The sequence below is a fragment of the Ferrovibrio sp. GW821-FHT12F09 genome (assembly GCF_058806775.1).
The window spans coordinates 2,379,363-2,400,129 of the sequence record NZ_JBXAPZ010000001.1; the positions used below are offsets into that span (position 1 = coordinate 2,379,363).

Below are 20,767 nucleotides of genomic sequence, written 5' to 3' on the forward strand. Positions count from 1 at the left end.
GCGCGACGCCTAGAGCATTTCCAGCGGCTGCGCCCTGGTCGGTTTCGGAAAGGCCTGGTCCAGGGCAGCGATGTCTTCCGCTGTCAGGGTGATACCCGTCGCCGCACGATTGTCGCGCACATGCTGCTCGGCGGTGGCTTTCGGGATGGCGATGATGCCCGGCTGACGCAGCAGCCAGGAGAGCGCGATCTGTGCTGCAGTCGCCTGGTGTCGCGCGGCGACCTCCAGCAGAGTCCTGTTCTTCAGCAGTCGCCCCTGTTCGATGGGGGAATAGGCCATCACCGGCATACCCTGCTTCTGCGCGGTTGGCAGCAGGTCGTATTCGATGCCACGGCGGGTGAGATTGTAGAGCACCTGGTTGGTGGCGCAGGCGGCACCCGGCGGCAGGGCCTGCATGTCGCGGGGATCGAAATTGCTGACGCCCCAATAGCGGATCTTGCCGGCCTGCCGGAGCTCCTCGAAGGCGGCAACGGTATCGGCCAGCGGATGGGAACCGCGCCAATGCAGCAGATAAAGGTCGATACGGTCGGTGCCCAGTCGCTTCAGACTGCGCTCGCAGGCCTGAATGGTGCCGCGCCGGCTGGCATTCTGCGGCAGCACCTTGCTGACCAGAAACACGCCATCGCGGCGGCCCTTGATCGCTTCGCCGGTCAGGGTCTCGGCGCCGCCATCGGCATACATTTCGGCGGTATCGATCAGGGTCATGCCCAGATCGATACCGAGCCGCAGCGCGGCAATCTCGGCCTGCCGCAGCTTCGGCTGTTCGGCCATGTTCCAGGTGCCCTGACCGAGCGCCGGCACGGTTTCACCCGAAGGCAGGGTCACGGCAGGGATTGCAGCAGTCATCCGGATCCTCCGCAGCGATGCGACCGCGGTTCAGCGCGGCTGGCGGGCGAAGCAGGCGCAGAGATGGTCCGGCGTGACGGGTGCGAGGGCCGGCTGCTGCGACTGGCAGAGCGGCAGCATAACTTCGGGGCAGCGGGTGTGAAAGCGGCAGCCGGGCGGCATGCGGCTGGCGGTGGGGATATCGCCGCCGAGCAGACCGAGCGGCGTCGCCGCCGCAAGCCGTGGCACGGCCGCCATCAGGGCGCGGGTATAGGGGTGCTGCGGCGTGTCGAAGACGCTGGCGGCCGGGCCCTGTTCCAGCACCGAGCCCAGATACATCACGGCGACCCGGTCGCAGAGATACCGCACCACCGCAAGGTTGTGCGAGATGAAGATGTAGGTGAGCTTGAGCTCCTGCTGCAGGTCCTTCAGGAAGCTCAGGATCTGCGCCTGCACGGAAACATCCAGCGCCGAGGTCGGCTCGTCCAGGATCAGCAGGCGCGGATTGAGCGCCACGGCGCGGGCGATGCAGACGCGCTGCTTCTGGCCGCCGGACAGTTCATGCGGATAGCGATAGATGAAGGTCTGCGGCAGGCGAACCAGATCCATCAGCCTGGCGACCCGCGCGATCAGGGCCTGGCCGCGCAACCCTTCCTGCACGATCAGCGGTTCGGCGATGGCATCGAAGATGGTATGCCGGCCGTTCAGCGCCGAATGCGGATTCTGGAAGACGATCTGCATCTCGCGCCGCAGGCGGCGTAATGGCTCGCCCTCCAGTGTGGTGATGTCCTGTCCGTCGAACAGGATGCGGCCGGCGGTGGGATCGGTCAGGCGCAGCAGCAGCTTGGCGATGGTCGATTTGCCCGAACCGGACTCGCCCACCACGCCGAGCGACTCTCCCGGCATGACATGCAGATCGATGCCATCCACGGCCTTGACCGTGGCGGTGGAGAAGGAGCCGCGTTTGACGGTGTAGTGTTTGGTGAGGCCTTCGGCCTTCAGCAGGGGATCACGCATGATGGCAGGCCACACGGTGACGGGGCGCCAGTTCGCGCAGCAGCGGCTTTTCCATGCGGCAGCGGTCAGTGGCCAGCGGGCAGCGCGGATGGAAGCGGCAGCCCGGCGGCGGGTTGAGCAGATTGGGGATGCTGCCGGGAATGCCGGTCAGTTCTGCCTCGCCGCCAGTGATATCTGGCAGGGCGGCGAGCAGGCCACGGGTATAGGGATGGCGCGGCTGCGCCAGCAGCTCTGCGGTGGGTGCGTCTTCCACCACCGTGCCGGCATACATCACGGCGATGCGTTTGCAGATCGCGGCCACGGCGCCGAGGTCGTGGCTGATCATGATGACCGCGAGTTTCAGGCGCTGCACCAGATCGTCGATCAGAGCCAGAACCTGGGCCTGGATGGTGACGTCCAGCGCCGTCGTCGGCTCATCGGCGATCAGAAGGCGGGGCGAGCCGCTGAGCGCCATCGCGATCAGCACGCGCTGGCGCATGCCGCCCGAGAGCTGGTGAGGATAGCGGTTGAGCAAGTCGGCGGCATCAGGCAGGCGCACCAGTTCCAGCATACGGGTGGCATGGGCGCGTATGTCAGAACGGCTCAGGCGTTGGGCAGGGGCTTTGGTCGACTGCTGGGCGGCGATGACGTCGCAGATCTGCTGCCCGATGGTGAGCACCGGGTTGAGGAAGGTCATCGGGTCCTGGAAAATCATGGCGATGCGCTGGCCGCGGATCGCGCGCCAGTCGGCGGGGCCGGATTTCAGCAGATCGCGGCCTTCGAACGTGATTGCGCCGGATACCGGCCGTGCCGGTGGCGCGGGCAGCAGGCCCATAATGCTTTTGGCCAAGACCGACTTGCCGCAGCCGGTCTCGCCGACAATGCCGAGTGTCTCGCCCTCGGCGAGTTCGAGGTCAATTCCATCAAGCACCTTATAGGCGCCATCGAAGGTATCGAAGTCGAGACGGTAGTCGCGGATATCGAGCAGGGCGGTCATCGGCCGCGGCTCTTCGGATCGAGAATGTCGCGCAGGCCATCGCCGAACAGGTTGAAGCCCAGAACAGTCAGGTAGATTGCCAGGCCGGGGAACAGCGCATACCACCACCAGTCGGGCATGTAGCTGCGTGCCACGCTGATCATGGCGCCCCATTCCGGGCTCGGCGGCTTGGCGCCGAGGCCGATGAAGCCAAGGCTGGCGGCCGAAAGGATCGCCATGCCCATGTCCATACTGGCCTTGACGATCAGCGGCGAGACGCAGTTGGGCAGGATGTGGTGAAACAGGATGCGCGGTGTACGGGCTCCGATGGCACGAGCGGCTTCGATATAGAGCTCTTCCTTCAGCGCCAGTGTCTTGCTGTCGATCAGCCGCACATAGCCGGGCCACCAGACCAGTGAGAGCGCGATCACGCAATTGGTGATGCCGGGGCCGAGCGAGGCGACGATGGCCAGCGCCAGCGCCAGGCCGGGCACGGAGAGGAATATGTCGGTGATCCGCATGATTACCTCGCGGATGCGGCCGCCCATATAGCCGGCGACGATGCCCAGCGGCACACCGATCAGGGCCGCGACGCCCGTGATGATCAGGCCGATCCACAGCGAGGTTCGGGTGCCGACGATCACCCGGCTCAGGATGTCGTTGCCCATCTCGTCGGTGCCGAAGGGATGTGTCATCGAGGGCGGCTGGAGGCGCTGGTCCAGCTTTACGGCACCCATGGTGTCTTCCGGATAGGGTGCGAGGCTCGGCCCGGCGGCGGCCAGGATCAGGAACAGCAGGACCAGAAACAGTCCGAGCATCGACGAGAAGCTGCGGCTGAACAGATGGGCATAGAGGCGCCATTGCCGGATGGTGCCGGCATGGCGTTCGCGCCAGCCCATGGGCGCCACAGCGGGGGTGAGGTCGGTCGCCATCACTGTTCCCGCAGGCGCGGATCAAGCCAGCCATAGGCCAGATCGATCAGGAAGTTGATGAACATGAAGCAGAAGCCGATCATCAGGGTGACGCCGAGCACCGGCTTGAAATCGGAGTAGAGCGCAGACTGGACGGCGTAGAGGCCGATGCCCGGCCAGTCGAACACAGTCTCGACCAGCACCGTGCTGCCCAGCATCCAGCCGAAACGCAGGCCGATGATCGCGAGCGTTGGCAGCATGGCGTTCTTGAGCGCGTAGACGGCGACGATACGCAGCGCCGGGATGCCGTTGGCTTTGGCGGCGACGATGTAATCCGATTGCAGGACTTCAATCATCTCGGCGCGGTTGACGCGCAGGATCGAGGCCAGACAGGGGAAGGACAGCACCAGCGCCGGCATGATGATGTGATGCAGGGCTTCGAGGAAGGTGTCGAATTCACCGCGCAGCAGGCTGTCGACCAGATACAGATGCGTGATCGGTTCCGGCGGTGGCGTAATCAGTTCAAGCCGGCCCGAAACCGGCAGCCATTCCAGATGCACGGCGAAATAGAGTTGCAGCAGCAAGCCGAACCAGAAGGCGGGGAGGGCGACGCCGGAGACCGAGAAGATGCGGGCGGCATGGTCGATCCAGCTGTCCCGGTAAACCGCCGACAGCATGCCGAAGGGAACGCCGACGAGGATGCCGAGACCCATGGCCACCAGAACCAGTTCGAAGGTGGCCGGGAAATAGCGCAGCAATTCGTCGACCACCGGCTTGGTCGAGACGATGGAGCGGCCAAGATCGCCGCGCAGCACGCCGCCGGCATAGACTACGAACTGTTCCGGTAACGACTTGTCGAGGCCGTATTCGCGGCGGATGGTCTCGACCATGTCCTGGGTGGCGTTCTGGCCGGCCATCAGCTTGGCCGGGTCGCCTGGGGCCACATTGGTGACCATGAACATGATTGTCAGCAGGCCGAACAGCATGAAGCTGAACAACAGCAGCCGTTTGCCGACAAATAGGAGCATGGGGCACTTTCCGTTTCGGGCGGCCGGCCCTGGCAGCCGGCCGCCCTACGTTACGCTGCTTACTTGGCGTCGATCCAGAGCGGATACAGGTCGACTTCGCCGGTGAACCGGACCGGGCTGAACACGAAGCCCTTCAGATAGTCGCGATGGGCCCAGCGGCGGTTCTGGATCATGCCGAAGACTTCCGGCTGGTCCGCCACGATCTTCTTCTGGATTTCGGCATAAAGCGGCGCGCGCTCTTCCCACTTGCCCAGCCCGCGCGCCTTGTCGATCAGCGCGTTGACCTCCGGGTTGTCGTAGTGGCTCATGGCGAAATACTGACCCCAGGCACTGCGGTGATACTGGTAGGCCACCGAGTCCGGGTCGGTCGAGATCGGTGTGACGAACACGCTGGTCATATGCGGGGCCGTGTCCGGTTTCGAACCCTTGGCCACCATATTCGGCCACTGTTCCGGAATCACGTTCACCTTGATGTTCAGCTTCGACAGGTTATCGAGCAGAACGAGGCCGATGCGGCGGGCCTCTTCCAGGCCGGCGACGTGATAGTAGTCCAGCTCGATGCCGCCATTGGGCGTCGCCGTCTTGGCCAGGTATTCCTTGGCCTTGGCCAGGTCCATCTTCGGACGATCCGGCACGTCGATATGGCCCTGCATGCCACGCGGGAAGGGGCTGGTTTCCAGGATCGCGGCACCGTTATAGACCTTGATCAGAGCCTCATAATCCATGGCATAGGCAATCGCCTTGCGCAGGTTGATATCCTTGGTCGGGCCCTGCTGGGTATTCATCTTGATGCCGAAGGTGGTCATGCCGGCCGGATCCTGCACGACGATACCCTTCTGCTTCTTCATCTGGTCGAAGTCGTCCGGCGTCAGGCCCTCGACGATATCGGCCTCGCCACGCTGCACGGCGGCCTTCTGGGCGGCGGGTTCGCGGATGATCTTGTAGATCACGCCGGCCGGGCGGTTCTTCTCGCCCTGCGGCCAACCCTTCCAGTAGTCGTCCACGGCTACCAGTTCATGCAGCACATTCTGTTCCCAGCGCTTCTGCTTGAACGGGCCGCTGCCGGCCGAATTCTCGGTCAGCCACTTCTGGCCGTAATCGCCATCGACCTCGTTGGCCTTCACCTGCTTGGGGTTGACGATATACCACCACGGAATCCAGCTGATGAACGGTGCGTAGGACTGCTTCAGAGTAAAGCGGACAGTATGCGCATCCACCACCTCGATGCCCGAAGGGTCGAGAAAGTCCTTCAGCATCCAGGCGACGCCCTTGTTGAGCTTCAGGCCGCGCTCGAAGGAATACCGCACCGCTTCGGCATCCACCGGATCGCCGTTGTGGAATTTGGCATTCTTGACCAGATGGAAGGTCCAGGTCTTGGTGTCGGCGCTGGATTCCCACTTTTCGGCCAGCCAGGGCTCGATCTTGGCCGGGTTGCCGACATACTTGGCCATCGCATCATAGATGCCCTGCTGCATCATGCGGGTCGACCAGTCGTAGCGCACATGCGGGTCCAGAACCGGCACCTGCTGGCGGCCACCGAAAACGATGACCTTGCGATCGCCGACCCGCTCGAAGGCTGCAGCCGGCAGGGCCGCAGATGACAGCAGCGCGGCGGCGAGGCCGAGCATGACAAATTTCTTCATGGCAGAAACTCCTTCCCCTCTTGGATTCTGAAAATCAGATGATCTGCTGCACGGCACCGGCGACAATGCGACGGGCCAGCAGCACAGGCTTCTTGGTGACGGCGGCGGTTTTGGTCCGCATCGCCTCGGAGTACCCCATGCAATGCATGACGATGAGGTCGCAATCGGCGACCTCCTGAGCCGCGGTTTCCAAGCGGTCGCCGCTATAGGGCGAATAATGGGTCGCTTTCACCTTGCGTCCATCATCGGACTGGACGTGGAATTCCTTCACCTGTCGTTCCAGGGGCAGGATCACGCCGAGATTCTGGCAACCGAGCGACAGCGCATCGACCGTGGCATCGACCACGCGCTGCGATTCGATCAGCAGGGTCTTGCTGCCCAGATGCTCGAAATGGCCGGTGCAGAGCAGGGTGATGGCGTCGAATTTCTCGGCGTCGAGCCGGTCGAACAGCGTCTGCAGGCGGTCGCGGGTCTGCATCTTGCCGATCACCACTTCGCTGCCATCGCGCATGCGGGTGCACAGGCTGGCCTCGCCCGGCGCCGGAGCCATGGTGGCCACCTCGGCGGCGCTGAGATCGTCCAGGGCACCAAACTCCACCGCCTCAACCTGGCTGCCAACCCGCTCAAGGATTTCCGGCGTCAGGTCGATGCGCGGAGACTGGCCGATGGTGACGAAGGCGATACGTGAGGTACGCGACATAAGCGGCCTTCCCGGTTGGCTGGAGACTCCTGATCTGCAGCAGGAAGGCTATGCGAAGGCCGGTACAGGACAAAATACGGATGAACACCTAAGCGGCCGGCCGGGCCTGCGTCTTTTTTGTGCGCTGCGGTAAAAAATCGGGCCGGAAAGAGTTCGGGCGGTCGTCAGTGATCAGCGTGCTGCGAGGCAAGAACCAGCCGGATCAGGGCGCCAACCGAGGCAGCTCCCATCTTTTCCATCATCTTGGCGCGATGGATTTCCACCGTGCGCGGACTGATATCAAGCTGGCGCGCAATGGCCTTGTTAGACAGCCCTTCCGCCACCAGGGACATCACCTGACGCTCGCGCGGGGTCAGCCTGCCGATGCGCTCATCCATCTCGTGGTTGACCCGCGGCTTTTCCACGGCGGGGGCCGATGTCCGCATGCCGGGGTCCAGCAGCAGGCGGATGGCGCCGGCCACCATGCGGCGGGCCAGGATCACCTGTTTGCCGGTATGCCGGGTGACGATGCCACGGTCGGCCTCGGTGAACCCGACCGAATTGAGCACGATCAGGTCGCAGGAATCGAGGTCGGTGGCCGCCTCGCGCAGGCTGTCGGCCACGCCGCTTTCGGCATAGCTGAAGCGCAGCGACAGGCCGGGTACCGAATATCCGGCATTCTCGGCGATCTGCCGATGCGTCGGGTAGATCACCCCCACGGTCTGGCCGGCCGCTGCAATGGCATCGATAGAGGCTTCCATGGCACGCTGGGCGTTCACCATGGGGCAGGGGCTTTCGAATTCCTTGAACAGGCCGGTGGACAGGATCACCACCAGATCGAAGCGCGTGCTGTCGAGCGAGCGGCAGATCGTTTCCAGCCGTTCGGTGATCCGGGGCTTGGAGACCAGCACCTCGCGCCCGTCACGCAGGCGGGTAACCAGGCAGTATTCGTCGGCGCGGGGGGTAAGGTCGGCGATTTCGGCCTCGCTGAGGCCATCGAGCGCGCCAAACTCCTCGACTTCCAGCGGAATCGGCATATGGGCCATAATGTCGGGCAGCACATCGGCCCGCGGCGTCTGGCCGACGGTCAGGCTCGCCACACGGCGGAGCAATGATGAATTCGTGGGCAAAAATGCCGTCCCGCGCTCAGCAATCATACTGTCATCTAAGCTCCTCTGCGCTGGGGGGACAAGCCTTTACTAAGTATCGATCCTGATACCCGAGCACGGGATTTGCGGCGTAGCGTGGCCACCATTGGATTCGGCAGAAGTCGGGATAAGGATTGGGGGCGCATGATGCGCGAAATTGGCGAGCATGAGATCGAACCACTGGCCATCGGTGCCTGGATTCTGGGGACCGGCGGTGGCGGCAGCCCGTATCTCAACTACCTGAACCTGCGCAAGCTGTACGCCCAGGGTCATCGCGTTTCACTGATGGACCCGATGGACCTGAAAGACGACGATCTGGTGGCCGTGGTGTCCAATATGGGCGCGCCGCTGGTGGGGCAGGAACGGCTGAACGATCCGGCGACGGCTGCCCGTGCGGTCGAGATGATGGAAGAATATCTCGGCAAGAAATTCCGCGCCGTGATGAGCGTGGAGATCGGCGGCGGCAACGGGTTGCAGCCCCTGCTGGTGGCGGCCCAGATGCGGGTGCCGGTGGTGGATGCCGATGCCATGGGCCGGGCCTATCCGGAAGCCCAGATGACCAGCTTTGCCATTGGCGACCTGCCGATGTACCCGCTCAGCCTTTGCGATGTGCGCGGCCATGAAACCTTCGTCACCAAGGTGACGACCTGGAAATGGATGGAGCGGATCAGCCGCAAGATCTGCGTCGAGGTCGGGTCGATTGCCTCCACCTGCAAGGCGCCGCGCAGCGGCAAGGAAGTCAAGCAGTGGGGCATCCACTACACCACGACCAAGGCGATCCGGATCGGCGAGGCCGTTCTGAAGGCGCGCAAGGCGCATAGCGATCCGATTGCTGCCGTGCTGGCGCTGGAAGGCGGCAAGGAAGTCTTCAAGGGCAAGATTTCCGACGTGCAGCGCCGGGCCACGGAAGGCTTCCTGCGCGGCAAGGCCACCATCGAGGGCCTGGACGCCAATCGCGGCAAAAGCATGGTGCTGGACTTCCAGAACGAATTCACCGTCGGTGCCGTGAATGGTGAAGCGGTGGTGATGACGCCGGACTTGATCTGCGTGCTGGACACGGTGTCGGGTGACGCCATCGGCACCGAGACCCTGCGCTATGGCCAACGCGTCACTGTGATCGCCCTGCCGGCGCCCGCGGTGCTGACCACCGGCAAGGGCCTGCAGCATGTGGGGCCGCGGGCCTTCGGTTACGATCTCGAATTCAAATCGGTATTTGCAGCATGAAACGCATTGGCATTGATGTGGGCGGCACCAACACGGACGCTGTTCTGGTTGAGAACAGCACGGTCGTTGCCGCCATCAAGACGGGAACGACCCAGGATGTCATGTCCGGCGTTGTGCAGAGCCTGAAGCAGTTGCTGCAGAAGGCTGGCGACCGCATCGCCGGCATCGAGGCCGTGATGATCGGCACCACGCATTTCGTCAATGCGGTGGTGCAACGGCGCGACCTGATCCGCGTGGCTGCCATCCGGATCAGTTTGCCGGCTTCGCAATCGCTGGAACCGATGATCGACTGGCCGCAGGATTTGCGTGAAACCGTCGATCCGATGATCTTCATGGTCGAGGGCGGCCATGAATACGATGGCCGCATGTTCATGCCGCTGGACGAGGATGCGGTACGCGATGCGGCACGCCGTATCCGCGATGCGGGCATTCGTTCCATCGGTATTTCCGCTACCTTCTCGCCATTGACCGCCGAGCATGAGCTGCGGGCGGCCGAGGTCGTGCGGGAAGTCTATCCCGAAGCCTCCATCACCTTGTCGCATACGCTCGGCCGTATCGGTCTACTGGAACGCGAAAACGTGACTCTGCTCAATGCCTGTCTGGTTGAGCTCGGCCGCAAGACCACCGATGCTTTCAAGGCTGCGTTGGCCGGTGCCGGCATTCGCGCGCCGTTCTATCTGACCCAGAATGACGGCACTGTGATGCTGGCGGATGTGGCAGCTGAATTCCCAGTCTACAGCTTTGCTTCCGGCCCGACCAATTCGATGCGTGGCGCCGCTTTTCTCACCCGGGTGGAAGACGCCATGGTGATCGATGTCGGCGGCACCACCAGCGATATCGGCTGCCTGGTACACGGTTTCCCGCGCGAAGCCAACAATGTGGTGGAAATCGGTGGTGTGCGTACGCTGTTCCGCATGCCCGATCTGCTCTCGCTCGGTCTTGGCGGCGGCACATTGATCACCGAGAATCCGTTGACGGTTGGACCGCGCAGCGTCGGTTACAAACTGCCGCAGGAGGCGCTGGTCTTCGGCGGCAAGACGCTGACCAGCACGGATATCGGTGTCGCTGCCGGATTGATCGATCTGGGCGACAAGGGGCGGGTGAAGCACCTGTCGCGCAGCCTGGTCGATAGCGCCCTGAAGCGTATGACCGAGATGCTCGAAGAGGGCGTCGATCGGATGAAGACCCAGGCCGATGATGTCACCCTGATCGCGGCCGGTGGTGGCGCTTTCCTGATTCCGGAAAAGCTCGCCGGTGTGGGCAAGGTGCTGCATGTGGAGCATTCCTCGGTCGCCAATGCCGTGGGCGCCGCCATTGCGCAGGTATCGGGCGAGATCGACCAGGTGTTCAGCGGCCTGAGCCGCGACGAGGCTCTGTCACGGGCCCGGGGCCTGGCCGAAGAGAAAGCGGTCCATGGTGGCGCCGATGGTCGCACCCTGAAGCTGGTCGAGATCGAGGATCTGCCGATCGCCTACCTGCCGGGCAATGCCATGCGCGTCCGCGTCCGTGTGGTGGGCGATATTGCCGAACCTGACGCCAGCCCGGTCAAAAAAGCCGGCTAAGCCTCGTCAGGCCATCTCGCCCAATGTCTGGGCGTGTACGGTTTTCAGGTCACGGTCGATGTGGACAATCTCCACGCCGCCCTCGGCCAGAATGACCTGAGAGCGCAGAAAGGCGGCCCCCCAGACGGGGTCGTCCAGATCAGCGGGCAGGGTATACAGCCGGCGAATGCCGGACTGGACGATGGCCCGGGCGCAGTCGGCACAGGGGAAATAGGTCGACAGCAGCGAGGCGCCATCGGTGCTCAGCCCCCGGCGCACGGCTGCGAAGATGGCGTTGCGCTCGGCATGCTCCATCCAGATCAGACGTTCCTCGCCATGACGTTCTTCCAGGTCGCGCACCCCTTGTGGAAAGTCGTTGCAGGCCTCGATCCGGGTTTCACCATCGGCCAGCACGATGATGGCGCCGACCTTGCGTGGCCGATTAGGGCTGTGGCGGGCAACGGCGATGGCCTGATCCAGGAGTCTGTCGATATCCATGCTCGCCTCGTCTGAGTGTGAGGCGATGCTATGCAGGCCTGTGCAATCTGCCAAGCCATATTGCCGGTGGTTCAGGATCGCCGTTTTACGCTGCCGGGTTTTGGCAGGCGGCTGAGTTCCTGGGACAACTGCCGGAAATGTTCGCGGATATGATCCAGCACAATGGCTGCCGGTGCGGACAACGGACGATTCTTCAGGACCACCGCGCCGATGGCGGTCCGCGCCAGCAACGGGTCGTTGAACGGGATATGCACCAGACGGCCGGTCTTGATGTCGTCGAGGAAACCGATCGGTGAGAAAAAGCCGATGCCCAGCCCAGCCCGCAGGATATTGCCCATGAAGGGGAAGGAGTTGGAGATCACCCGGCAGTCGAAGGTCGCACCGCTATGGGGAAATTCCGATTCGATCACCGGCTCCAGCATCGATTTGTAATCCGGCATCACCACCGGATAGGCGGCGCAATCAGCCACATTGAGATGACGGCGCTTGGCCAGAGGATGCTTCGGCGTCATCACGGCGCCGAAGGAGACCGGGAATTCTGCCACGATCTCGATGCCGGCCAGACGGCGGTCGATGAACAGCAGGCCGATATCGGTGCGGCCGGCCCGCAGCTCGGTGGTGATGTCGGCCGTATCGCGGCCGATGGCGGAAAAGGTGATGCCGGGGTGCTTAGCCGAAACGCTCTTCACCACGTCCGGGACCAGGCCAACCATCAGCGATTCCAGGGCCAGTAGATGCACACCACCGATCACGCGGCCGCCCAGGCTGTCGATCTCGTCGCGCACCCGGCTGAAGTTGCCCATGGTTTCATGGACATGGCGCAACAGGATGTCGCCGGCGGCAGTCAGCTTGACGCCATTGCGCTGCCGTTCGAACAGCGGGGTTCCAAGCTCCTCCTCAAGCTTCAGAATCTGCCGGTTGACGGCCGAGGAGGCGACATTGAGGGCTTCGGCCGCCTTGCGGATGGAGCCGTGGCGGACCACCTGGTCGAAGTAGCGTAAAATTGCAGCATGCATGGCATAAACAGGGCAGGTTTCAGTGATGCCAAAATAGCATCACTACGAGCTAAAATCTCTTCTTTTCGAGAGCGCTCTGACAGGCCTAGGCTTTTGCTCAACCGGGGCGGCAAACCCGATCTCGCCAATAAAACACCAAGCCTGGCCCGGACCGAGAAACGTGCGACGACGATGCGCGCGGCTGGCGTTGCCGTATGGCGACGGGCTGCCAGACAGGGAGACGGGGACCATGACGAAATTTTCTGCGCGCCGCGCGACGGCAGCGATGAACCGCCGGCAGATGCTGGCGACGGCCGGCGCCGGCCTGGCTGCCGGCCTGTTGCCGCGGATCGGCTACACCCAGGCCAAGACCACCACGATCAACATGCAGCTCGGCTGGATCGGCGGCGGCAACCAGCTTGGCGAGGTGGTGGCCAAGCACCTTGGGTATTATGAGGAAGAAAAACTTAACCTGCTGATCCAGCCCGGCGGTCCCAGCATCGATGGTGTTGCGGTCGTGGCGTCTGGCCGGTACGAGATCGGCCAGGTTTCCTCCAGCCCGTCACTGATGCTGGCAGCCTCTCAGGCCATTCCGGTGCAATGCTTCGCCGTCGGCGCCCAGGAGCATCCCTATACCTTCTTCTCGCTGAAGAAAAAGCCGATCACCTCGCCGAAAGACATGATCGGCAAGAAGGTCGGTATCCAGGCCACTGGCCGCCCGCTGCTGAGCGGCCTGCTGCGCAAGAACGGGATTCCGGAAAATCAGGTGGAAGTGGTGATTGTCGGCGCCGACATGACACCGCTGATGACCGGGCAGGTGGATGCCTTTGCCGGCTGGCAGACCAATACGTCGGCCTTGCGTGTACTGGGAAACGAACGCGTCGATCTTCGCCTCTGGGACAACGGTGTGAAGCTTTATGCCCTGCCGTATTATGCCACCAAGGAAACCGTGGATCGTAAAGCCGATCTGTTGACCGGATTTGTCCGTGCCACGGCCAAGGGCTGGAAATACGCCTACGAGAATCCGGAGAAGTCGGTCGATCTGCTGCTCAAGGAATTCCCGAATCTGACGAAGAGCGACGAAATCGAAGCTGCCTATATCATGGTGAAATTCGCTTTCACCGGCTACACCAAGGCCAATGGCTGGGGCGCCATGGATATGGATGTCTGGAAAAGCCAGATCGCCCTCTATGACGACCTGAAGCAGTTCTCGGCCGGCGCACCGAGCCTGGACAAGGTTGCCACCACCACGATTCTGGATGCAACCCGCGACAAGCGTCCGAAGATCGGGTGATACGGTGAGCGTCATGGCAATGGCGGCAATGCCGCCCGTTTCCAGTGCCGAACCGGCCGTCAGGCCGGCGGTTTCCTGCCAGGGCATCACTGTGCGTTTTACCACCGAGCGCGGTACGGTCACCGCGCTCGACAATATAGACCTCACGGTGCCGGTCGGGCGCTTTCTCACCCTGCTTGGGCCCTCCGGTTGCGGCAAGTCGACCCTACTGCGGGTGATCGCGGATCTGATCGCTCCGACAGCCGGCCAGTTGAGTGTACTGGGGGCAGCTGCGGCCGAAGCGCGCCGCAATCGTGAGATCGGCTTCGTCTTCCAGGATGCCGCGCTGCTGCCCTGGCGGACGGCTTTGCAGAATGTCGAATTGCCGCTGGAGGTTGGCGGCGGCAAGGCGCGTCCGGGGCCGCGCTCGGCAAGGGAACTGCTGGAGCTTGTCGGTCTTGCCGGCTGGGAAGGCGCCTATCCGCATGAACTGTCCGGCGGCATGCGTCAGCGGGTCGCCATTGCCCGTGCTCTCATTACCGGTCCGAAACTCCTGATGATGGACGAGCCGTTCGGGGCCCTGGACGAGATCACGCGGGATCGCCTGAATGAGGAGCTGCTGTCGGTCTGGCGCAGCACCGGTACGACCATCCTGTTCGTGACCCACAGCATCTATGAAGCGGTGTTTCTGGGCGAGCAGGTCCTGATGATGGCGGCGCGGCCGGGCCGGATTCGCGAGTTGGTCACCATCGATCTGCCGCAGAATCGCAGTCTGGCCGTGCGCGAGATGCCTCGCTTCGTCGAGCTGGCCAGTTATCTGCGCCGCGTACTGGAGAGCTGCTGATGACCCGCATGGTTGCCGTGGCACCAGCCGTATCGTCCGCATTCGATGACGATGCTGTTGAAAAGGCGAACTTCCTCAAGCAGCAGAACCGACTGGCCTGGCGCAAACGCCTGTTGCCATTGGTTGCCGTGCTCGCTCTGCTGTTGCTGTGGTGGCAGGTGGTCGAGATTTTCGAGATCAAGCCTTATATCGCGCCGTCGCCGATCGCGGTGGCCAAGGTGCTGGTTTCACGGTTCGACATGCTGATGAGCAATCTGCTGCCGACCGCCATAGAAGCATTCTTAGGCTTTCTGCTGGGCAATACGGTGGCCATCATCATTGCGACCGTTTTCGTTCACAAGCAGACCGTGGAGGAAGCGTTTTTCCCGGTTGCGGTCATGGTCAACACCATTCCTGTGGTCGCCAAGGCGCCGATCCTGGTGCTGTTGCTGGGCAACGGCATGGAGCCGAAAATCGCCATTGCCGCGTTGATCTGCTTTTTCCCGACGCTGGTCAACATGACCCGCGGTCTGCGTGACATCAATCCGCAGCAGATGGAGCTGATGAAGGTCCTGTCAGCCACGCCGCGGGAAATCTTCTTCCGCCTGCGTGTTCTGAATGCATTGCCCTATCTGTTTTCGGCGTTGCGCATCGCGGCCAGCACAGCCGTGATCGGCGCTATCGTCGGTGAATGGATCGGCAGCACCGTCGGAATCGGCGCCCTGATCATCCAGGCGACCTACAGTTTCGATTCGCCGCTGCTTTACGCGACCATTGTGGTCGGGTCGACATTTTCGGCGCTGTTCTTCGGCGCAATTGTGATGATTGAACGCCGTGTTGTGCGCTGGAGCGTCGACAAAACGCCGTGATCGTTTTCCATGCAATGGAGTGAAGACATGATGAGTGAAAGCCATGTCGAGCAGGCCGGCCAATCGGTTCCCGTTGTGGCCCGCGCCGATCTGGTCGTGGTCGGCGGCGGTCCGGCTGGTCTGGCGGCGGCCGTGGCGGGAGCACGCAACGGCCTGTCGGTGATCCTGCTCGAACGCTATCCGTATCTGGGCGGCCTGGCGTCAGGCGGCATGGTTCTCGTCCTCGACGATATGTGCAATGGCAACGAGAAATCGGTCCTTGGCATCTGCAGCGAATTCATTGCCCGGATGGAGGCGCTCGGTCTTGCCGTCACGCCGCCGGAATCCGAATGGCGCGCCGACTGGGGCCTGTGGCGCAAATGGTCGCGCTGGGGCGTCTTTAACTTCCATGCCCATGTCAAACCGCAGCCGATCTGTTACGCCACGGCTTTCGATCCTGATGGCTGGAAGCGCGTCTCGAACGATCTGGTGCGTGAAACCGGTGTTCAGTTGCGTCTGCATTCCTGGTTCTCTCAGGCGATCATGGACGGCAATCGCATCCGTGGTGTGATCAGTCAGACCAAATCGGGGCCGGAAGCCGTTCTGGGGACCGTGGTGATCGATGCCACTGGCGACCTCGATGTGGCAGCCTCGGCTGGTGCCGGCTTCATCAGTGGTTCCTATATCACAACGACGGTTTTCCGCCTTGGTGGCGTGGATACCGAGGCGGCGGAGCGCTTCGAGTTCGAAGAGCCAGAGAAATTTGCCCTGATCGACCGCGAGGCCAAACGGATCATGGGCGGTTCCTGGGACAAATGGTGGCTCAAGACACCGCTGCCTGGCATCGTCTGGTGCAACTGTCCGCATATGCCCAGTCTCGACGGGTTGAAGGTCGAAGACATGACGCGCGCCGACTTCATGGGCCGTGATCGCATTGCTGCCCTGGTATCCTATATCCGCCAGAATCTGCCCGGCTTCGAGCGCTGCGTTGTTGTCGATGTCGCGCCGCAGTTGGGCATACGCCAGACGCGGTTGCTGGAAGGTGCTTACGTGGTAACCAAGGAAGACATCGCCGAGCGCCGGCACTTCACCGACAGCGTGGCGCGCGGACGCGACTATTACACGCCGTATCGTGCCCTGCTGCCCAAGGAAACGAAGGGCCTGCTTGTCGCCGGCCGGCATTATTCGGCCAGTTCTTCGGCGCAGAAGGTTTCCCGCGAAATCCCGCCTTGCATGGCCATGGGCGAGGCAACGGGTATCGCGGCAGCGCTGGCTGTTGAGGCCGGTGTCGACGTTGCGGCGGTGGATGTCACCAAACTGCAGCGCAAGCTGCGCGAGCAGGGTGCCGATCCGGGGGACCGGCCGGCAGAGAATGCGACTTTGGGAGAGGCCGCCTGACATGACGTCTACGCAGAAAACAGACACTGCGCCGCAGCCGCTTTCCGGGATCAAGGTCATCGACTTCACCCAGGTGATGCTGGGGCCCTGTGCGACCCAGGTGCTTGCCGATTACGGTGCTGATGTCATCAAGATCGAGCGTCCCGGTTCCGGGGACCTGTCGCGCACCGCCATTTCAGGCGACCCGGACGGGCTGGATAATCCGGTGTTCCGCAGTCTGAACCGTAACAAGCGCAGCATTGCCATCGACCTGCGCAGCGAAGATGGCCGGCAGATCGTGCGCGACCTGGTGCGTGATGCGGATATCGTGGTCAACAATTTCCGCGCGGGCGTCATGGAACGTATGGGCTTCGGATACGAGCATCTGCGCAGCCTGAATCCGCGCATCATCTGCGCCTTCGGTTCGGGCTTTGGCCAGAGCGGCCCGCTCTCGCACAAAGGCGGCCAGGATATCCTGGCCCAGGCCCTGAGCGGCGTGATGGCGCGCCGTCCCGATCCGGAGCAGCCGCTGACGATCTATTCGACGGCGCTGGCCGATTACAGCGCCGGCATGCATCTGGTGCAGGCCATTCTGCTGGCGCTGCTGCAGCGCGAGAAGACCGGCATGGGTCAGCAGGTGGAAGTCTCGCTGTATGACTCGATGCTGGCGATGCAGATGCAGGAAGCGGCCATGTGGCTGCAGCGCAATCGCGAACTGAACTGGGGCGGCATGCCGCTGACCGGCGTCTTTGCCACCACGGATGGAGCGGTGGTCATCGTCGGTGCCTTCAAGGCCAATCCGCTGCAGGATATCTGCGCGGCGCTGGAATTGCCCGACCTGTCGCAGGATCCGCGCTTCTCCAGCCCGGCGCGGCAGGCCGAGAATCGCAGCCTGCTGCAGACGATGTTCCGCGAGCGTGTCGCGACCAACAGTACGGCATACTGGATGGCCCGGCTGGAGGAGCAGGATCTTCTGTCAGCTCCTGTGCAGAATCTTGCCCAGGCCCTGGAATCGCCGCAGACCGCGGTCAATGGCATGGTGGTGTCAATGACGCGGCCGACCGGCGGCGCGCAGGCGAACGATGCCATGCAATTGCTTGGTTCGCCCCTGCATATGGATGAAACCGCTTTTCGCCTGCGTCATCTGCCGCCGCAGTTGGGTGAGCATGGCGGCGCCATCCTGAACGAACTGGGATATTCATCCGACCGGATTTCCAGGCTGCGCGATGCCAAGGTGGTGGCATGAGCATTCGCTTCGATATCGCCGATCATATCGCCCGGGTGACCATCGACCGGCCGGAGCGGATGAACGCCATCGATGCAACCGCCGAAGCCGAGTTGATCCGCATCTGGGAAACGATCGAGCGGGATCGCGATATCCGCGCCGTCGTCATTACCGGCAGTGGCGAACGGGCCTTCTGTTCGGGTGCTGATATGAAGGGCGGCAACGGCAAGACCGGGCTGGAATACTGGGCGGCGCCCCGACCGGGCGGATTCGGCGGCCTGTCGCTGCGCGATACGCTGAATGTTCCGGTGATTGCGCGCCTCAATGGTCACGCGCTAGGCGGTGGTATGGAAATCATGCTGGGTTGCGACATCGTCATTGCCGCCGAGCATGCGACCGTGGGCCTGCCTGAACCGCGGGTCGGACGGCTGGCGCTGGATGGCGGCATTGCCCTGCTGGCGCGCCGGATGCATTACGTCAATGCCATGGGCCTGTTGCTCACCGGTCGACGCATCCCGGCCGCAGAAGCGAAATCCCTGGGCCTGATCAATGAGGTTGTGCCCTATGCCGATCTGGATGCCGCGGTGGAACGCTGGCTTGTCGATATCCTGGCCTGCGCACCGCTCAGTCTGCGGGCTGTGAAGCAGATGGTGCGTCAGGGCGGCCGACTGACTCCGCAGGAGGCACAGGCGCTGCGGTTGCCGGCTCTGGTCGAGGCGCTGCAATCCAGAGATTCGGACGAAGGCGTGCGGGCCTTTCAGGAAAAACGCGCACCGGTCTGGCAGGGCTGCTGAGCGCCATGACCTATGTAGTGGCGGCTCCCTGTATCGATGTGAAGGACGGGGCCTGCCAGAAAGTCTGCCCGGTCGACTGCATCTACGAGGGCGGCCGCATGATGTATATCCACCCGGATGAATGCATCAACTGCGGTCTTTGCCTGTCTGTCTGTCCGGTCGAGGCGATTTTCGAAGATATGGCACTGCCGGCCAGAGAAAGCGCCTTCCTGCAGATCAATGCGGAATTCTTCGGTCCGGCGGTCACCAACTGGGGCCGGCCCGGCGGCGCTGATCCGCGCCACACCAGCAGCCTGGATCATCCTGAGGTTACCCGGCGCTAAAACGCCCGCTTAACCGTGCGTAAGGTCGGGATGTGGAATGGCCATATGGCCTTCCGAAGCGGCCAGCAACTGGCGCGTATATGGATGCTGGACATGGCGGGCGATCAGGTCGTCGGTCGACAGCCGTTCGACGATGACACCTTTCTCCATCACAGCGACCCGGTCGCAGAGATGCGCGATCACGGCCAGATCGTGGCTGACGAAGACGCAGGTGACGGATCGCTCCTTGCGGATTGCCATCAGGAGGTTGAGGATTTCCGCCTGCACCGAGGCATCCAGCGCGCTGGTCGGTTCGTCGAGCAGAAGGATCTCGGGTTCCAGTGCTATGGCGCGTGCAATCGCAACCCGCTGGCGCTGGCCGCCAGACAGTTCATGCGGGTAGCGGAAGCGAAAGCGTGGACCCAGGCCGACCTGGTCGAGCAGATCGCGGATGCGGCGTTCCACATCGGAGAAGCCGTGCAGCACCAGCCCCTCGGACAGGATGCGATCCACCGTATGACGGGGATTGAGCGAGGCATAGGGATCCTGGAACACCATCTGGACATGACGGTGATAGCTGCGTGGCGGGCGCTGACCCGGCGGCAGGGTTTCGCTGGCAACCGTGATGGCCCCGGTCCAGTTCGAGGACAGCCCGGCCAGCACACGCAGCAGGGTCGATTTGCCCGAACCGGAACCGCCGACCAGCCCGAATGTCTCGCGCGGCGCAACGGTCAGTTCAGCCTGGCGCACGGCATGGAAACGCTGCTTCCCGTCGCCATGAAAGATATCGACGCCAGCTACCGTAATCGCTGCAGTCGTCATGCGGTTTCCCAGGCAGGGTCGCGGTTGAGATTCGGCAACAACTGACCGCGCAGGACAGGCGAGGGGAGGCAGGCGATCAGGCCGCGGGTATAGGGATGCTCGGCCCGGTCGAGATGTTTGCTGTCCAGGCGTTCGACGATCCGGCCGCGATACATTACCAGAATACGGTCGCAGAATCGCGCCACCATGGGCAGGTCGTGGCTGATCAGGATCAGACCGATGCCGCGCCGGGTGACCAGGTCATCCAGCAGTTTCAGAACCTGCTCGCGCACCAACACATCAAGCGCGCTTGTCGGCTCATCGGCGATGATAAGATCGGGGCTGGAAACCAGCATGGCGGCAATCATGGCGCGCTGCCCCATGCCGCCCGAGAGTTCATGAGGGTAGGCAGCATAAACCCTGGCCGGGTCGTCGATGCCCACAGCGGCCAGGATCGCCAGGGCGCGCTCGCGCTGCTCACTCCGGCTGATGTTTTCGTGCAGGACCAGAGTTTCGGTGATCTGGTCGCCGATCCGCATAACGGGATTGAGCGAGAATTTCGGATCCTGCAGGATCATCCCCACCTGCTTGCCGCGCAAACGCCGCCAGCCGATCTTGTCCAGCGACAACAGATCCGTACCGCGCAGGCGCATGGATCGTGCCGTCATCATTCCCGGTTTAGGGATCAGGCCCAGAATGGCGCGGGCGGTCATCGATTTACCCGAGCCGGACTCGCCGACGATGCCAACCTTTTCGCGGCCGATGTTGAGCGAAAAGTCGCGCACCACGGATACCGGCCCCTGGTCGGAGGGGAAGCTGACGGTCATGCCGTCGATGTCCAGCAGCGGAGTGTCGGTCAT

At 62.9% G+C, this 20,767-nt stretch carries 21 protein-coding genes; 9 read left to right on the forward strand and 12 right to left on the reverse strand.

Features of this window, described 5'->3' with window-relative positions:
* Window positions 1–9 precede the first annotated feature (9 nt).
* The 8 genes from AC1ROB_RS11815 to AC1ROB_RS11850 all read right to left on the reverse strand — a co-directional run bounded on the left by AC1ROB_RS11815 (window position 10) and on the right by AC1ROB_RS11850 (window position 8,158).
* On the reverse strand, window positions 10–846 hold the full coding sequence (locus AC1ROB_RS11815; RefSeq protein WP_492970970.1) for an aldo/keto reductase: 837 nt from the start codon (window positions 844–846) through the stop codon (window positions 10–12).
* Between the two features lie 30 nt (window positions 847–876).
* Window positions 877–1,842 carry an ABC transporter ATP-binding protein gene (locus AC1ROB_RS11820; RefSeq protein ID WP_492970969.1) on the reverse strand — a complete coding sequence of 322 codons (966 nt, stop codon included), beginning with the start codon at window positions 1,840–1,842 and terminating at the stop codon, window positions 877–879.
* Window positions 1,835–2,818 carry an ABC transporter ATP-binding protein gene (locus AC1ROB_RS11825; protein ID WP_492970968.1) on the reverse strand — a complete coding sequence of 328 codons (984 nt, stop codon included), beginning with the start codon at window positions 2,816–2,818 and terminating at the stop codon, window positions 1,835–1,837. The genes AC1ROB_RS11820 and AC1ROB_RS11825 overlap by 8 nt, the downstream gene beginning before the upstream one ends.
* On the reverse strand, window positions 2,815–3,729 hold the full coding sequence (locus AC1ROB_RS11830) for an ABC transporter permease (RefSeq protein WP_492970967.1): 915 nt from the start codon (window positions 3,727–3,729) through the stop codon (window positions 2,815–2,817). The genes AC1ROB_RS11825 and AC1ROB_RS11830 overlap by 4 nt, the downstream gene beginning before the upstream one ends.
* A complete protein-coding gene (locus AC1ROB_RS11835; protein WP_492970966.1) occupies window positions 3,729–4,736 on the reverse strand; it encodes an ABC transporter permease in 1,008 nt (335 codons plus the stop codon). The genes AC1ROB_RS11830 and AC1ROB_RS11835 overlap by 1 nt, the downstream gene beginning before the upstream one ends.
* 59 nt (window positions 4,737–4,795) lie before the next feature.
* Window positions 4,796–6,379 carry an ABC transporter substrate-binding protein gene (locus tag AC1ROB_RS11840; protein WP_492970965.1) on the reverse strand — a complete coding sequence of 528 codons (1,584 nt, stop codon included), beginning with the start codon at window positions 6,377–6,379 and terminating at the stop codon, window positions 4,796–4,798.
* Window positions 6,380–6,413: 34 nt separating this feature from the next.
* Complete coding sequence (locus AC1ROB_RS11845; protein WP_492970964.1) at window positions 6,414–7,079, reverse strand: AroM family protein; 666 nt, start codon at window positions 7,077–7,079, stop codon at window positions 6,414–6,416.
* Between the two features lie 164 nt (window positions 7,080–7,243).
* Window positions 7,244–8,158 (reverse strand): AroM family protein, encoded by a 915-nt coding sequence (locus AC1ROB_RS11850; RefSeq protein WP_492970963.1) that lies wholly within the window; start codon window positions 8,156–8,158, stop codon window positions 7,244–7,246.
* Between the two features lie 192 nt (window positions 8,159–8,350).
* On the opposite strand from AC1ROB_RS11850, the gene AC1ROB_RS11855 reads away from it, so the two are divergent.
* Window positions 8,351–9,430, forward strand: coding sequence for an S-methyl thiohydantoin desulfurase family protein (locus tag AC1ROB_RS11855; RefSeq protein WP_492970962.1), 1,080 nt, complete (start codon window positions 8,351–8,353; stop codon window positions 9,428–9,430).
* Window positions 9,427–10,992 (forward strand): hydantoinase/oxoprolinase N-terminal domain-containing protein, encoded by a 1,566-nt coding sequence (locus AC1ROB_RS11860; protein ID WP_492970961.1) that lies wholly within the window; start codon window positions 9,427–9,429, stop codon window positions 10,990–10,992. The genes AC1ROB_RS11855 and AC1ROB_RS11860 overlap by 4 nt, the downstream gene beginning before the upstream one ends.
* A 6-nt stretch (window positions 10,993–10,998) precedes the next feature.
* Here AC1ROB_RS11860 and AC1ROB_RS11865 read toward each other — a convergent pair whose 3' ends face one another.
* Together AC1ROB_RS11865 and AC1ROB_RS11870 are read right to left on the reverse strand one after the other, a co-directional pair.
* Window positions 10,999–11,469: a deoxycytidylate deaminase gene (locus AC1ROB_RS11865; RefSeq protein WP_492970960.1), complete on the reverse strand. Its 471-nt coding sequence runs from the start codon at window positions 11,467–11,469 to the stop codon at window positions 10,999–11,001.
* 71 nt (window positions 11,470–11,540) lie between these two features.
* The gene (locus AC1ROB_RS11870) at window positions 11,541–12,485 is read right to left on the reverse strand and encodes a LysR family transcriptional regulator (protein ID WP_492970959.1); all 945 of its coding nucleotides are present in this window, start codon (window positions 12,483–12,485) and stop codon (window positions 11,541–11,543) included.
* 229 nt (window positions 12,486–12,714) lie between these two features.
* Here AC1ROB_RS11870 and AC1ROB_RS11875 point away from each other — a divergent pair, with 229 nt between their 5' ends.
* From AC1ROB_RS11875 to fdxA, 7 genes are read left to right on the forward strand one after another with little or no spacing between them, the layout of a single operon-like run.
* The gene (locus AC1ROB_RS11875) at window positions 12,715–13,758 is read left to right on the forward strand and encodes an ABC transporter substrate-binding protein (protein ID WP_492970958.1); all 1,044 of its coding nucleotides are present in this window, start codon (window positions 12,715–12,717) and stop codon (window positions 13,756–13,758) included.
* A gap of 13 nt (window positions 13,759–13,771) precedes the next feature.
* Window positions 13,772–14,581, forward strand: a complete 810-nt coding sequence (locus AC1ROB_RS11880) for an ABC transporter ATP-binding protein (protein ID WP_492972200.1) — start codon at window positions 13,772–13,774, stop codon at window positions 14,579–14,581.
* The gene (locus AC1ROB_RS11885) at window positions 14,581–15,429 is read left to right on the forward strand and encodes an ABC transporter permease (RefSeq protein ID WP_492970957.1); all 849 of its coding nucleotides are present in this window, start codon (window positions 14,581–14,583) and stop codon (window positions 15,427–15,429) included. The genes AC1ROB_RS11880 and AC1ROB_RS11885 overlap by 1 nt, the downstream gene beginning before the upstream one ends.
* Window positions 15,430–15,456: 27 nt before the next feature.
* A complete protein-coding gene (locus tag AC1ROB_RS11890) occupies window positions 15,457–16,806 on the forward strand; it encodes an FAD-dependent oxidoreductase (protein WP_492970956.1) in 1,350 nt (449 codons plus the stop codon).
* Window position 16,807: 1 nt separating this feature from the next.
* Window positions 16,808–18,031: a CaiB/BaiF CoA transferase family protein gene (locus AC1ROB_RS11895; RefSeq protein WP_492970955.1), complete on the forward strand. Its 1,224-nt coding sequence runs from the start codon at window positions 16,808–16,810 to the stop codon at window positions 18,029–18,031.
* Window positions 18,028–18,804: an enoyl-CoA hydratase-related protein gene (locus AC1ROB_RS11900; RefSeq protein WP_492970954.1), complete on the forward strand. Its 777-nt coding sequence runs from the start codon at window positions 18,028–18,030 to the stop codon at window positions 18,802–18,804. The genes AC1ROB_RS11895 and AC1ROB_RS11900 overlap by 4 nt, the downstream gene beginning before the upstream one ends.
* A 5-nt stretch (window positions 18,805–18,809) precedes the next feature.
* On the forward strand, window positions 18,810–19,127 hold the full coding sequence (gene fdxA / locus AC1ROB_RS11905; protein ID WP_492970953.1) for a ferredoxin: 318 nt from the start codon (window positions 18,810–18,812) through the stop codon (window positions 19,125–19,127).
* 9 nt (window positions 19,128–19,136) lie between these two features.
* On the opposite strand, the gene AC1ROB_RS11910 is transcribed toward fdxA, so the two are convergent.
* Window positions 19,137–19,928: an ABC transporter ATP-binding protein gene (locus AC1ROB_RS11910; protein WP_492970952.1), complete on the reverse strand. Its 792-nt coding sequence runs from the start codon at window positions 19,926–19,928 to the stop codon at window positions 19,137–19,139.
* The gene (locus AC1ROB_RS11915; RefSeq protein ID WP_492970951.1) at window positions 19,925–20,767 is read right to left on the reverse strand and encodes an ABC transporter ATP-binding protein; all 843 of its coding nucleotides are present in this window, start codon (window positions 20,765–20,767) and stop codon (window positions 19,925–19,927) included. The genes AC1ROB_RS11910 and AC1ROB_RS11915 overlap by 4 nt, the downstream gene beginning before the upstream one ends.

Excerpts from the sequence above, each read along its gene's own strand:
- AC1ROB_RS11860 (WP_492970961.1), top strand. The coding sequence starts at position 9,427 with ATGAAACGCATTGGCATTGATGTGGGCGGCACCAACACGGACGCTGTT.
- fdxA (WP_492970953.1), top strand. The coding sequence starts at position 18,810 with ATGACCTATGTAGTGGCGGCTCCCTGTATCGATGTGAAGGACGGGGCC.
- AC1ROB_RS11875 (WP_492970958.1), top strand. The coding sequence starts at position 12,715 with ATGACGAAATTTTCTGCGCGCCGCGCGACGGCAGCGATGAACCGCCGG.
- AC1ROB_RS11880 (WP_492972200.1), top strand. The coding sequence starts at position 13,772 with ATGGCAATGGCGGCAATGCCGCCCGTTTCCAGTGCCGAACCGGCCGTC.
- AC1ROB_RS11915 (WP_492970951.1), bottom strand. The coding sequence starts at position 20,767 with ATGACCGACACTCCGCTGCTGGACATCGACGGCATGACCGTCAGCTTC.
- AC1ROB_RS11820 (WP_492970969.1), bottom strand. The coding sequence starts at position 1,842 with ATGCGTGATCCCCTGCTGAAGGCCGAAGGCCTCACCAAACACTACACC.
- AC1ROB_RS11835 (WP_492970966.1), bottom strand. The coding sequence starts at position 4,736 with ATGCTCCTATTTGTCGGCAAACGGCTGCTGTTGTTCAGCTTCATGCTG.
- AC1ROB_RS11895 (WP_492970955.1), top strand. The coding sequence starts at position 16,808 with ATGACGTCTACGCAGAAAACAGACACTGCGCCGCAGCCGCTTTCCGGG.
- AC1ROB_RS11870 (WP_492970959.1), bottom strand. The coding sequence starts at position 12,485 with ATGCATGCTGCAATTTTACGCTACTTCGACCAGGTGGTCCGCCACGGC.
- AC1ROB_RS11865 (WP_492970960.1), bottom strand. The coding sequence starts at position 11,469 with ATGGATATCGACAGACTCCTGGATCAGGCCATCGCCGTTGCCCGCCAC.
- AC1ROB_RS11845 (WP_492970964.1), bottom strand. The coding sequence starts at position 7,079 with ATGTCGCGTACCTCACGTATCGCCTTCGTCACCATCGGCCAGTCTCCG.
- AC1ROB_RS11830 (WP_492970967.1), bottom strand. The coding sequence starts at position 3,729 with ATGGCGACCGACCTCACCCCCGCTGTGGCGCCCATGGGCTGGCGCGAA.
- AC1ROB_RS11825 (WP_492970968.1), bottom strand. The coding sequence starts at position 2,818 with ATGACCGCCCTGCTCGATATCCGCGACTACCGTCTCGACTTCGATACC.
- AC1ROB_RS11910 (WP_492970952.1), bottom strand. The coding sequence starts at position 19,928 with ATGACGACTGCAGCGATTACGGTAGCTGGCGTCGATATCTTTCATGGC.
- AC1ROB_RS11885 (WP_492970957.1), top strand. The coding sequence starts at position 14,581 with ATGACCCGCATGGTTGCCGTGGCACCAGCCGTATCGTCCGCATTCGAT.
- AC1ROB_RS11840 (WP_492970965.1), bottom strand. The coding sequence starts at position 6,379 with ATGAAGAAATTTGTCATGCTCGGCCTCGCCGCCGCGCTGCTGTCATCT.
- AC1ROB_RS11815 (WP_492970970.1), bottom strand. The coding sequence starts at position 846 with ATGACTGCTGCAATCCCTGCCGTGACCCTGCCTTCGGGTGAAACCGTG.
- AC1ROB_RS11890 (WP_492970956.1), top strand. The coding sequence starts at position 15,457 with ATGATGAGTGAAAGCCATGTCGAGCAGGCCGGCCAATCGGTTCCCGTT.
- AC1ROB_RS11900 (WP_492970954.1), top strand. The coding sequence starts at position 18,028 with ATGAGCATTCGCTTCGATATCGCCGATCATATCGCCCGGGTGACCATC.
- AC1ROB_RS11855 (WP_492970962.1), top strand. The coding sequence starts at position 8,351 with ATGATGCGCGAAATTGGCGAGCATGAGATCGAACCACTGGCCATCGGT.